Raw genomic sequence first — 12,737 nt, 5'->3', positions numbered from 1 at the left:
CTGGAAACCATCGCCGCGATGAGCGATGATCCGCTCATCAGCCTGCCAGCAGCAAGCTGATCAATGCCCGGCTCTGTCCGGAAGGCACGGCGATCGCCGAAGCTACACCATCTCCTGGGACACGATCTGATCGCGATGAGGACGTCCAGATCATCGACATATTGCGTCCAGGTATGGCACACACCGGGTCACGATAGATCGAACGGCCGTAGCCGCGAATATCCGGCAGGAAAATCCGCGCGCCTGCCGTGAGGCTTCGGACCAACGGCTCCACGTTGTGGTGATCCGGCCCGCCGCCATGGAGCATGACAATGACGGTATCGACGTTTTTGTCCAGCTTGGTGTCTGCCAGCATGCTTGCAATGAGCCGGCAGCCATCGGAGCCTGTATAGATGAAATCGGATTTATCCATTCGAGATGACCTTTCGAAGGGTTTGTTCAAAGCGGATGCAGGACGGTGAAGTTGCAGTACGCCGGAAGAATTGCGCGCCAAGCGCGTCTCGACGCCATAGACCTCGGCAATGATTTCCCGGGTGATTGCTTCGGACGGTGCGCCGTCTGCCTTTATCCCTCGTGGAACGAGGTGGTACTGGATCTGGCCGAAAACGAAGTCAACCAGGACTGCAATCAGTGCCGTGGGAATGGCCTCGGCCATCATCATCGGGAATTCGTCCAGCGCGATCCCGGTGAAGATCAGTTCGCCAAGCCCGCCGGCGCCGATCAGGAAGACCAGCGGCGCCGAGCCGACGCAGATCGCGAGCGCCGTGCGGATGCCGCCGAAGATGACGAAGAGGGCATTTGGAAGCTCGACGCGCCACAGGACCTGCCGCGGAGTCATGCCCATGCCGGTCGCCGCCTCCACCAGGTGGGGCGGCACCGCTCGCAGGCCGGCATAGGTGTTGCGCACGATCGGAAGAAAGGTGGCGGCCCACAGGCCGAACACTGCGGGCACCGTGCCGATACCGAGCAGCGTCATGGAAAGCGCAAGGATCGCCAGCGTCGGCACGGTGCCGCCGATGTTGAAGACCTGCATCACCATCTCCGAAACGGAGCGGAAGGCCTGGCGGGACAGCACGATGCCCACAGGCACGGCCGTCAGGATGGCCAGTCCGCCGGCCCAGGCGACGAGTTCCAGGTGCTGCACGGCGAGGTAAGAGATGTCGTCGGAATAGGCGAGGATCTCCCCCGCCATGCCGCTCGACCACAGCCAGGCGAGCGCGGGGCGGCGGCGTTCCTGTGGCGGCTTGCTCAGGATGGCGGGAGCGCTCATGCGGTCTCCCCGTGGCCGAGATTGTGCACGATGGAACGATAGCTCATCACGCCGGCCAGCCTGCCGCCCTCGTCGACGCAGGGCATTAGGGGCATGTCGTGGGCAAACATCAGCGACACCGCGTGCCGCAGGTCGCCGCTGACCGGCACGGCGCCCTTCACGGGTTCCGCGTGGTCGGCGACCGCACCGGAGCGCCGCCCGCGAGCTGCGCGCTCAGAAGGGATTGCGGCACGCCCTCCGCGTCGAGCACAAAGGCGGCGGCGCTGCCCGACGACCGCATGCGTTCCAGGGCGCTCTCGACCGAATCCGAGCTCTGGACCGTGATGAAATCGGTCTGCATGGCGTTCCGCACCGAGATCAGCCTGAGGCGCTTGAGCGCCCGGTCGGAGCCGAGGAAGTCCTCGATGAAGCTGTTGGCGGGACGGGCGAGCAGGTCGTCCGGCGCGGCATACTGTTCGAGCTTGCCGCCGCGGAAGATCGCGATCTTGTCCGCCATCTTCACCGCTTCGTCGAGATCGTGCGAGACGAAGATGATCGTCTTGCGGATCGTCTTCTGCATCTTCAGGAATTCCTCGTGGATGACCTCGCGGTTATGGGGTCGATCGCGCCGAACGGTTCGTCCATCAGCATGACCGGCGGATCGGTCGCGAGCGCGCGCAGGACGCCGACGCGCTGCTGCTGGCCGCCCGAAAGCTCCCTCGGATAGCGCTGGAGAAACAGGTCCGGCTGGCGTCTCGCCATGCATGCCGACGCCGTGCATGACCGACGTGTAACGTTGGTCGACGAAACGGTCGGGAATCTTCCACGCCTTTTCGGCGACCTCGCGGAAGGCCATGCCCGGCTTGACGATAGGGATATTGTGCTGAACCTGTTCGTAGGCCATCCGGTAGAGCGATTTCTGGTAGGGCGTCGGCTTGCCGGGACAGCAGCGGAAGGTCCGCGAGAAATCGGAATAGTAGCCTCCTGCCACGGTAGCTGCGAAATCCCGCCGCCACCCCGGCCTGCCCGCGATCGCCGGCCGCCGCCGCGTCTGTCACTCATCGAGAACTGCCTTTCATGGCACCTGTATCCGCCGTCCGGGACAACGAAGATCCCGGTATTGGACACGCACCCTTTTTATGTTCCGCCTCACTGAAACTATGGCCAATACCGCCGCGGTCTTCACACGATAAGTTCGGCGGCAATGACCAAGAAAAACGATGTCATGGCGCATCCACGTCTTGCGCATCGCGGATCGGCCGTAGCCTTGTCCAAAAGGAATCTGGAATGAAGCCGCCACCACCCCTGAACTACATTCGCTCCTTCGAGTGCTCCGCCCGGCTCGCCTCGGCCCGCAACAAGACCGTCGTCATCTCCCTGCCCCGCCAGCCTTGCCGAAAACTGGCTGGCGAAGTGCGTCGCCGGCTTCAGCAGGAAACATCCGGACGTGGAAATCCTTCTGCACGGCACGATCTGGGAGGACTCGACGGAGCAGATCGCCGACATCCTCATTTCGATCCGCCGTTTCGACAACCTGCCGTCGCAGGGCCTGCAATTGTGGAACGATCGGCTCGTGCTTCTCTGCGCGCCGCAACTCGTGCACGGACAGAGCGCGATCAGGGCGCCGGAGGACGTTCTGAAATCCAACTGGATCGCGGTACACGGGCGGCAGGAATTCTGGCAGGGCATGGCCGACGCACTCGGCATCGACGCTTCCGCAAACGACAAACGACTTTCCACCAACTCCACCGACATCGCGCTCGAAATGGCGGCGAGCGGCGCCGGCTGCATCGTGACGACGCAATCTCTCGCCCGGACCTATGTCGATCGCGGCCTGCTCGTCGAGCCCTTTCAGACCCGCGCCAAGAGCGCGTGGAACTACTATCTCGCAGAAGGGCAGGCATCGAAAGGAACGACCGTCGCCAAGGTGCGTGACTGGATCGTCGCCGAGGCGCAGACGGTGATCGGCTGACCGGCCTGATGCGGCAATGAGCCAAGTTCAGCCTAGCCGAACCCCATCCGGCAACAAACGAAAATTGCGGGATCAATGACCCCGTTTTATTTGTCCATCCGGCGCCGAAAGGGATCGATTTCCCGTCGTCGCCGCCTTTTGGAGGAAACCGGCCGCCCCTAGACTGAGACCCGCCGGCACAGCTCCGCCGGCAGCAGAGGTCATCGGTTCAAGGCTGGAATTTCATGCGCTCCCATGCTCAAGCGGTCGTCATCGGCGGCGGCCTCATCGGCTGCTCCATTCTCTACCATCTCACCAAGCTCGGCTGGTCCGACGTCGTGCTTCTGGAGCGCAGCGAGCTGACGTCGGGCTCGACCTGGCATGCGGCGGCCAATATCCACGGCCTGCACGACTCCACCAATATCAGCCTGCTCCAGCACTATACGATGGCGCTCTACAAGGAGCTGGAGGTGGAAACCGGGCAAGGCTGCGGCATCTTCCAGCCGGGTTCCCTCTACCTCGCGCAGACCGAGGCGCGCGAACACCAGCTGAGGCTTCAGGAGGCCAAGGCGCGCCGCTACAAGATGAACTTCTACGAGATCGGCCGCGACGAGGCGGAGCGCCTGCATCCGCTTGTCGACTTCGACGGCATCCGTTGCATCATGTACGAGCCGGAAGGCGGAAACGTCGATCCGTCCGGGGTGACGCTGGCCTATCCGGCGGGCGCGCGCCAGCGGGGTGCGGAAATCCACCGCTTCACGCCCGTCACGTGCACCGAGGCGCAGCCGGACGGCAGCTGGATCGTGCGCACGCCGAAAGGCGACATCCGCACCCGATGGGTCGTCAACGCCGCCGGCCTGTGGGGGCTCGAAATGGCCGCCATGGCCGGGCTCGAGCTTCTGCTAATGCCGACGGAACACCAGTATTTCGTGACCGAGACGATCCCGGAAATCGCCGCGCTCGACCGGCGGCTTCCCTCCGTCGCCGACCGCGACGGCGAATATTACCTGCGGCAGGAGGGGCTCGGCCTGCTGATTGGCGCCTACGAGCGCGACATGCGGTTCTGGACGGAGGACGGCACGCCGCCCGGCTTCGGTCACGAACTCTTTCCCGACGACCTCGAACGCATCGAGGAGAACATGATGCGCGCCATCGACCGCGTGCCGGTCGTCGGAGCAGCGGGCATCAAGCGCGTGATCAACGGGCCGATGATCTGGTCGCTGGACAGCGCGGTCCTCTTCGGCCCCGTGCCGGAGCTGGCGAACTACTTCTGCTGCAACGGCATCATCCCCGGCTTCTCCCAGTCGGGCGGAATGGTCAAGCTCGCGGCGGAATGGATGATCGAAGGCGAACCGTCGCTCGACATGTTCGGCTGGGACATGGCCCGCTTCGGCCACTGGGCGGGCAAGGCCTTCACCAGGGCGCGCGTGCACGACCAGTACAGCCATCGTTTCAAGATCCACTTCCCCAACGAGGAGCGCGCCGCCGGACGTCCCGTCCGTACCCGCCCGGCCTACGAGAAGCAGAAGGCGATGGCGCCGTCTTCGACCTCAATTTCGGCTGGGAGCATCCGCTCCGGTTCTCCGCCGCCGGCGAGCCGAAGGAAGAGACGACCGGCTTCACCCGCCAGAACTGGTGGGCATCGGTCGGCCGCGAGGCGCGCATGCTGCGCGAGAATGCCGGCATCATCGACATCTCCAACTTCGCCAAATATGCGGTGAAGGGGCCTGGCCCCGCGGACTGGCTGAATGCGCTCTTCGCCAATCGCATGCCGACGGAGGTCGGCCGGTCCTGCCTGACGCCGCTTATCGGCAGGCGCGGCGGCATTGCGGGCGATTTCACCGTGACGAAACTCGCCGAGGACGAGTTCATGATCTTCGGTTCCGGCATGGCCGAACGCTACCACCAGCGGTTCTTCAAGGCTGTTTCGCTGTCCGAAGACACCACCTTCACGTCGATGACCGAGCGTCTCTGCGCCTTCAACGTCGCCGGACCAAAATCGCGCGAGCTGCTGATGCGCCTGACGAACGAAGATCTTGCCAACGGCAGCTTCCCCTTCATGCACTCCCGCAGGATGAGCGTCGCCGGCATCGATGTCGTCGCCCTGCGCGTCTCCTTCACCGGCGATCTCGGCTGGGAGCTCTACTGCGACGCCGGCGAGCAGGTGGCGCTCTACGACGCGCTGCTGGAGGCCGGCAGGGACCTGGGTGCAGGCCCCGTAGGCGCACGCGCGCTCACCTCCCTGCGCATCGAAAAGGGTTACGGCAGCTGGAGCTGCGAATATTCACCCGAATACAGGCCGCAGGAAAGCGGCCTCGACCGTCTGATCAAGATCGACAAGGGTGCCTTTCTCAACAAGGACGCCTACGCGAACCCGGAAGCAAGCCAGGCGTCGACCTGCGCGTTCGCCTAGCCGAGATTCCGCGCTAGAAAATTGTAGAATTGTTCGTCGTCTGTACGGGCAACGTTCAGCCTGCTGCCGGCCGCGATGGCGTTGCTTTTGTCGAGGCAGAAGACGCTTCCCGGCGCGATGAATATGCTTTCCCGGGCGCCACGTCTTGCGAGTTCGATATCATCGACGCCGTCTGGCAGCAGCAAATACAGGTAATATCCGCCACCATTACCGGAAAAGACATTGTAGCCCTGGCGCTCAAGCCTTTGAATGACCCGAACGGCCGCCGCATCGATCCTGTTTGCCAGGCGTTTGAGGTGCCGGTCATAGTGACCTTCGACCAGCAGCCTGTGTATCAGTCGCTCGATATGGCCGGAGCTGTTCACCGTGGTCAGCATCTTGAGTTCGGCGAGCGCGCTTATCTGTTCGCGGTTGCCGACGATAAAGCCGGCGCGCAGGCTGGCCGAGAGCGTCTTCGAAAACGTCCCGACGGACATGACGCGATTGAGTTGGTCAAGCGTCACCAGTCGACTCGGCACACGGGGCACGAGATCGGCAAACGGGTCGTCTTCAACGATCGTGACATTGTGGACGGCCGCAGCATTCAGGAGCGCATGAGCCACCGGCAGGCTGGTGGAACTGCCGGTCGGGTTGTGGCCGATCGACTGCGTGAAGAACAATCGCGGGCGTTCGGCCGCGGCTTTGGCGACAAAGTCACTCACATCCGGACCATCTGGCGTGCGCCGGACGCCAAGCATCCGCACCTGCGCCAGCTTGAGTTTGGCGAAAAGCGGGTAATATCCCGGCTCGTCGACGAGGACGACATCACCGGGCGAAAGAAAGGCGCGCACGATGAGGTCCAGCGCATGATTGGCGCCGAAGGTCAGGAGGATTTCATCCTCGGAGGCCTGCAAATGCTGTCCCGCGAGACGCTTCGAAATTTCCGAGCGCAAGGCAGGAAATCCGAGCGCCGAACCATAGGCATCCGCGCCGGCAGCGTTGCTACGGGAAAACAGGCCGAGATGGCGCTTGATCTCCGACTCCTCCGTCCATGACGGCGGCGGCCGGCCGTCTCCCACGCGGATTTCGAAATTCTCTTCGAGCTGGGCATTCAAAAGCGAGGCGATGTCCACAGCCTCCGCGACATGGCGTGGCCGGCCGTTTCGTCTGGCGTCCTGCGGCATGCAGACCTCGAAGCCGGATCCCGGCCGTGACGCCGCATAGCCGGATGCGACAAGCCGGTCATAGGTCTCGATAACCGTGTTCTTGGAAACGCCGTGGTAATCCGCCGCCTTGCGAATGGACATGAGCCGGCTGCCGACAGGCATCCGGCCCTTCAGGATTTCCCCGCTCAGTTGTGCAGTCAACCTATCGACCAGCGTTCCAGAGTGCTTGATCTCGTCATCAAACGCCGCCACCCTCACCTCCCGTATGGGTACAGTTTGGAAACAATTTTTCCATTTCGTACCTTTCCAACGGTATCAAAATTGCTGATGTTCGGGCAAGAGGAAGAATTCACGGGAGGCGGCATTGGCCGGAGTACAAAAGGACGGGGTGCGCTCCGTCAATTCGCGTCTTGAAAACCTGCGCAATCTGACGCCGGCGGAACGCATGGCGCGGGTGGCGGATGCGACGACGCTCGGTGACGCCGACCGACATGCCTTCGGCCGCGGCGGCTTGCCGATCGCAATCGCCAACGGCATGATCGAGAACGTCATCGGCACGTTCGAACTGCCGATCGGCATCGCCACCAACTTCACCGTCAACGGCAAGGATTACCTCGTGCCGATGGCGGTAGAGGAACCCTCCGTCGTTGCCGCGGCGTCCTACATGGCAAGGCTCGCCCGCGCCGGCGGCGGCTTCGTCACCTCCAGCACGAGGCCGCTCATGCGCGCCCAGATACAGGTTCTCAACGTCACCGATCCTCATGGCGCCCGGGCGCGCATCCTCAGCGAGCGCGCCAACATCATCGCCGCCGCGAATACCAGGGACAAGGTGCTGATCTCGCTTGGCGGCGGCTGCCGCGATATCGAAGTGCATGTCTTCGACGACACGCCAGTCGGGCCGATGCTTGCCGCACACCTGATCGTCGACGTTCGCGATGCCATGGGCGCCAACACCGTCAACACCATGGCCGAGGCGGTGGCGCCTTTGATCGAGAAAATCACCGGCGGCGTGGTACGCCTGCGCATCCTCTCCAACTTCGCCGACCTCCGCCTGGCGCGCGCCATGGTGCGGCTGTCGCCCGAAACGCTGAAGACCGAGGAATACGAAGGCGAGCGCATCGCGCGTGGCATCGTCGAAGCCTGCGCCTTCGCCATCGTCGATCCCTATCGTGCCGCAACGCACAACAAGGGCATCATGAATGGCATCGACCCTGTTGTCGTCGCCACCGGCAATGACTGGCGCGCGATCGAAGCAGGCGCGCATGCCTGGGCGGCGCGCAGCGGCCGTTACACCTCGCTGACCAGATGGGAAATCGATACGAGTGGCCATCTCGTCGGCACGCTGGAAATGCCGATGGCGCTCGGCCTCGTCGGTGGCGCCACCAAGACTCATCCGGCAGCGCAGGCCGTGCTGCGCATCCTCGGCGTGACATCGGCACAGGAACTGGCCGAGGTCACGGTCGCCGTGGGTCTCGCGCAGAACATGGCGGCCCTGAGGGCGCTGGCCACCGAAGGCATCCAGCGCGGCCATATGGCGCTGCATGCCCGCAACATCGCTATCGTCGCTGGCGCCGAGGGCGATGAAATCGAAACGATCGCCGCGTCGCTTTCCGGCAACCATGACGTCCGCGTCGACAGGGCGAAAGAACTGCTGGAGGCCATGCGGGCAGAGAAGGCTTAGAGCAATTCCAGCAACAGCGTGGAACGCGGTTTCGCGTCCGGAATTGCGCAAAACAATAGAGATGGAGCGGTTTCGCTGTTCGGAGAAAAGCGACCTTGCTCCAAGGCGTCACGGCAATTTGACCATGGGGAGCGAGAGCTTGAACAACGCGACACATCGGGAGGCTTTTCATCTGACCGGATCTGCGGCCTCATCAACCGCTTAGCAGCATATCCGGACTCTGGGAGGAGCAGATGGCAGACTTGGACGAACTCAATATTTGGCAAAGCCGCCGGTCCGGCCCGCTGGCGGGCGTGACGGTCCTCGACATCACGCGCGTCGTCGCAGGTCCCTTCTGCTCGATGCTGATGGCCGATCTCGGCGCGACCGTCATCAAGGTCGAACATCCGGATGAGCCCGATTATGCACGAACCTTTCCGCCCTTCGTTGCTTCGGACGAGGAGCAACTGAGTGCCTTCTTTGCCCAGTACAACCGCAACAAGCTGGGCATAACGCTCAACCTGAAATCTCCGGACGGCAAGGCGCTTCTGTGCAAGCTCGTCGCCAAGGCGGATATCCTTGTCGAGAACTTCCGCCCCGGAACCATGGACAGGCTCGGCCTCGGTTTCGAGACGCTGCGCGACATCAATCCCCGGCTGGTTTACACCGCCATCAGCGGCTACGGCCGCACCGGCCCGAACGCTTCAAAGCCCGCCTATGACAACACCGGGCAGGCCGCCGGCGGGCTCTGGTCGATGAACGGCTATCCGGACCGCCCGCCTGTTCGCGTCGGCACGATCATCGGCGACCTCGCCGCCTCCCTCTATGCCGCGATAGGCGCGGTCGCCGCCCTGCGGGAAGCGGAGCGGACCGGCAAGGGCCAGGTCGTCGACGTATCGCAACAGGACTCCGTGCTGACCCTCACCGAGAATGCCGTGGTGCGCTACACCACGCGGCAGGAGGTCGCCTCGCCGCTCGGCAACGACCATCCCTTCGTTCGTCCCTACGGCCAGTTTCCGTGCAAGGACGGCTACGTGTTCTTCGGCGGTTATACCGACAAGTTCTGGGCGATCACCTGTGCGATGTTCGGCGAGCCGGACAAGGCGATGGATCCTGAAATCGACACGATGGAAAAACGCTTCGACCCGGTTGTGGCGGAAACCAGGGTGAAGCCGCTGCTCGATCGCTGGTTCTCGGCCTACACCAAGGCGGAGCTGGAGGAGATGGCGGGCGACAAGGTGCCGCTTAGCGCCATCAAGACGATCCCCGAAGTGGTTGAGGATCCGCACATCGCTGCCCGGAACATGATCGTCGACGTGCCGATCGCCGGCAGGATGATCGGCATGTTCGGCTTGCCCATCAAGCTGTCCGGACGGGAGGAGGAACCCAACGAAAAAGCCCCCTCGCCCGGCGAGCACAACGGCTTGGTATTTTCGAAGCTCCTCGGCATCGCCGAAGACGAGCTCGAAAGGCTGAAGGCGGCGGGGGCGGTCTGATGGCGATCGAATACAGCAAGGACGACGCCGTCGCCACGATCCGTTTCAACCGGCCGGACAAGCTCAACGCGCTGACGCTTTCCATGTACGACGATCTCGGCCGTGCCTTTGCCGAAGCCGGCCGCGACGATACCGTCAATGTGGTGTTGCTGACCGGGGCCGGCGAGCAGGCCTTCTGCGTCGGAGCCGACCTCACGGAATCCATTCCGGCATTGGCAGAAGGCCGCTTCGATATTTCCGAATGGGACCCCGCGCACCTGAAGGTCGACGGTTTTTTCAAGCCGGTCGTCAGTGCCATTCGCGGGCTTTGCCTCGGGGGCGGTTTCGAGATCATGCTGGCAACCGATATCCGCATTGCCGCACGCGACGCGCAATTCCAGCTCCCCGAGGCGGGCCACGGCTTCGTTCCGGCAGGCGGCACGCTGGTCCGGCTGGTGCGGCAGATCGGTTATGCGCATGCCATGGAAATCATGCTCACGGCAGAGCGCTTTTCGGCCGCCGACATGCTGGCGCGCGGCGTCGTCAATCGTCTCGTCGATGCCGCGGAGGTGGAATCCGTCGCAGCAGAAATCGCCGGCCGTATCGCCCGACTGAGCGCCAGCGCCGTGCAGACCATCAAGGAGGCGGCCCTGACGCTTCAACACCTGCCGCTCAAGGACGCTTTCCGGCAGGAGGCGGCCCTCGGCCAGCGCGCCTTTACCAGCGATGACGCCCGCCGCGGCCTCGATGCGTTCGCCACCAGAGGAAACCGGAAATAATGGCCGCGTCCGACACAATCCCCAAGCAGGCGCCGCGCAGGTCGCTTCGTCACATCGCCCTCACGCAGGAGCTGATCGTGGTCGCGGTTTCGGTCGTTTTGTTCGTGTTCTTCGCCGTTGCCCTCGACGGTTTCCTCAGCAGCGGCAATATTCTCAATTTCATCCGCAACGTTGCCATTCTCGGCATGCTCAGCCTGGGCATGGCCGTGGTGGTGATCGGCCGCGGTGTCGACCTGTCGCTCATTGCGGTGATGGCCGTCTCGATGACGCTGGCGATCGTGCTGGCCAACAAGGGGTACAGTTTCCCGATGGCGCTTGCCGCCGGGCTGCTCTTCGTCGTCGCGGTGGCGGTCGTCATGGGCTTCCTGATCGCCTATGTGGAAATCCCGGCGATCTTCGCGACGCTCGCCGTCTCGGCGATCGTCTACGGCATGGGCCGCGGCGTCATTGCCACGCTGGATGTCAACAACGTGCCCGACGGGCTTGACTGGTTCATTTACCTCGGCCGCGGCAGCCTGCTCGGCATTCCCATGCCGATCTGGATCTTTGCCGTCACGGCCCTGCTGCTCAGCCTGTTCCTGCGCAAGACGGGGCTTGGCCGCTTCATCTATGCGATCGGCGACAATATCTCCACGGCGCGCATTACCGGCATTCCGGTGCGGCCGATGATCATCCTGCAATACGTGATCGCGGCCGTCATGGCGTTCCTTGCCGGCTGCGTCACCGCGGCCTCGATCGCGAGCATGAACATGCGCATGGTCAACTCGACGCTGATCTACGACGTGCTTCTCGTGGTCATCCTCGGCGGCATCGGCCTCACGGGCGGCCGCGGCGGCGTTCGCAACGTGCTGGTCGGCACCGTGCTGATCGGCCTTCTGCTCAACGGCATGACCATTCTCGACATCTCCTTCATCGTCCAGAACCTGGTCAAGAGCACCGTGCTGCTCTGCGCCCTGATCGTGGATGCGATTCTCAACCCGCGCGACGAGCAGACCTCGCAGCAGGGAGACATCTGAACCGAACATCATCTTAAACTGGGAGGATAAACGTGATGATCAGGAAACTGGCATATGCAGCATTGGCAACTGGGCTCTTCTTCGGCGCGGCCCAGGCCCAGGAAGGCATGATCGATGCGCTGAGGCAACCGACGCTCGATGCCCTCAAGGGCAAGAAGGTCGTCTTCGTGCCCATGTCGATGAGCTTCGACCTGCCAGAGGGTTGGGCCGCGATCATGAAGAAGGAGGCGACGCGCCTCGGCTACGAGCTCGACATTCGCGACGCCAACTGGTCGACCGATACCGGAACACGCGCGCTGACGCAGGCCATCACCGAGAAGCCCGACCTCATCATCGTTCAGAACTTCGACGTCGCCTCGTATGCGCGCACGCTGAAGAAAGCCGAGGATGCGGGCATCAAGGTCATCCAGGTCAACATGAAGTCCAGCTATCAGACGGATGCCTTCGTCGGTGCGGACTGGTACGGCATCGGCGAGTACGCCGCCAACCGCATGATCGAGCAGTGCGGCAAGGACAGCGGCAAGAGCGGCAAGATCGCGCTGATCCAGGGACCTGCCACCGCCGCGGCGAGCGTCTACCAGCTCAACGCCATCACCGAAACGCTGAAGGACCGCAGCGACATCGAGATCGTCTCCAGCCAGACCGGCGACTGGGACCAGTCCAAGGCGCGCGGCATCGCGCAGACGGTCATCCAGCAGCATCCCGACCTATGCGGCATCATCGGCTTCTGGGATGCGATGGACGCCGGCACCGGCGCGGCGATCAAGGAATCCGGCAAGGACATCTATCTGATCACGTCCGGCGGCGGCAACAAGACCGCATGCCAGGGCGTGGAGAACGGCACGTTCAACGAGGTCGTCTCCTATGACGTCGAGGGACAGGGGCGCGACCTGAACAACACGATCAAGGTGTTGCTGCAGTCGCCCGAACCGGCAGGCGCGCTGAAATTCGCGCTCTATACGCCCAACAAGATTATCAGCAAGGACACCATGTCTCCCACCAGTTGCTGGGACCTCGACCTCCTGAAGAAGTAAGCTCCCAAGGCGCCG

6 protein-coding genes and 5 pseudogenes are annotated in these 12,737 nt (G+C 63.2%); 7 read left to right on the top strand and 4 right to left on the bottom strand.

The features are described 5' to 3' along the window. Window positions 1-565 precede the first annotated feature (565 nt). The 3 pseudogenes from DEM27_RS35140 to DEM27_RS32315 form a co-directional block, all read right to left on the bottom strand. A pseudogene (locus DEM27_RS35140) lies at window positions 566-1,270 on the bottom strand (ABC transporter permease); the annotation flags it as partial. Further along, window positions 1,267-1,999, bottom strand: a pseudogene (locus DEM27_RS32320) (CBS domain-containing protein); the annotation flags it as partial. The pseudogenes DEM27_RS32320 and DEM27_RS35140, both read right to left, overlap by 4 nt. Beyond that, window positions 1,953-2,231 (bottom strand): annotated as a pseudogene (locus DEM27_RS32315) (M24 family metallopeptidase); the annotation flags it as partial. The pseudogenes DEM27_RS32315 and DEM27_RS32320, both read right to left, overlap by 47 nt. Window positions 2,232-2,536: 305 nt before the next feature. Here DEM27_RS32315 and DEM27_RS32310 point away from each other — a divergent pair. After that, window positions 2,537-3,221, top strand: a pseudogene (locus tag DEM27_RS32310) (LysR substrate-binding domain-containing protein). 224 nt (window positions 3,222-3,445) lie between these two features. Continuing rightward, window positions 3,446-5,568 (top strand): annotated as a pseudogene (locus DEM27_RS35135) (GcvT family protein); the annotation flags it as partial. A 41-nt stretch (window positions 5,569-5,609) separates the two neighbouring features. Here DEM27_RS35135 and DEM27_RS32300 read toward each other — a convergent pair. After that, window positions 5,610-7,010, bottom strand: a complete 1,401-nt coding sequence (locus tag DEM27_RS32300) for an aminotransferase-like domain-containing protein (RefSeq protein ID WP_109462337.1) — start codon at window positions 7,008-7,010, stop codon at window positions 5,610-5,612. A gap of 112 nt (window positions 7,011-7,122) precedes the next feature. Between DEM27_RS32300 and DEM27_RS32295 the strand changes: the two genes are divergently transcribed. The 5 genes from DEM27_RS32295 (at window position 7,123) to DEM27_RS32275 (ending at window position 12,722) form a co-directional block, all read left to right on the top strand. After that, window positions 7,123-8,439 carry a hydroxymethylglutaryl-CoA reductase, degradative gene (locus tag DEM27_RS32295; RefSeq protein ID WP_205909010.1) on the top strand — a complete coding sequence of 439 codons (1,317 nt, stop codon included), beginning with the start codon at window positions 7,123-7,125 and terminating at the stop codon, window positions 8,437-8,439. Window positions 8,440-8,672: 233 nt separating this feature from the next. Continuing rightward, window positions 8,673-9,914 (top strand): CaiB/BaiF CoA transferase family protein, encoded by a 1,242-nt coding sequence (locus DEM27_RS32290; protein ID WP_109462333.1) that lies wholly within the window; start codon window positions 8,673-8,675, stop codon window positions 9,912-9,914. Next, a complete protein-coding gene (locus DEM27_RS32285) occupies window positions 9,914-10,672 on the top strand; it encodes an enoyl-CoA hydratase/isomerase family protein (protein ID WP_109462332.1) in 759 nt (252 codons plus the stop codon). The genes DEM27_RS32290 and DEM27_RS32285 overlap by 1 nt, the downstream gene beginning before the upstream one ends. Further along, window positions 10,672-11,688 carry an ABC transporter permease gene (locus DEM27_RS32280; protein WP_109462331.1) on the top strand — a complete coding sequence of 339 codons (1,017 nt, stop codon included), beginning with the start codon at window positions 10,672-10,674 and terminating at the stop codon, window positions 11,686-11,688. The genes DEM27_RS32285 and DEM27_RS32280 overlap by 1 nt, the downstream gene beginning before the upstream one ends. 35 nt (window positions 11,689-11,723) lie before the next feature. Continuing rightward, window positions 11,724-12,722 (top strand): sugar ABC transporter substrate-binding protein, encoded by a 999-nt coding sequence (locus DEM27_RS32275; protein ID WP_109462330.1) that lies wholly within the window; start codon window positions 11,724-11,726, stop codon window positions 12,720-12,722. The last annotated feature ends 15 nt before the right edge of the window (window positions 12,723-12,737 follow it).

Origin of the sequence: Rhizobium album (genome assembly GCF_003122325.1) — a bacterium.
Taxonomy (GTDB): Bacteria; Pseudomonadota; Alphaproteobacteria; order Rhizobiales; family Rhizobiaceae; genus Metarhizobium; species Metarhizobium album.
The sequence above is the reverse complement of the archived record's forward strand: the minus strand, read 5'-3'. Positions and strand labels throughout refer to the sequence as shown.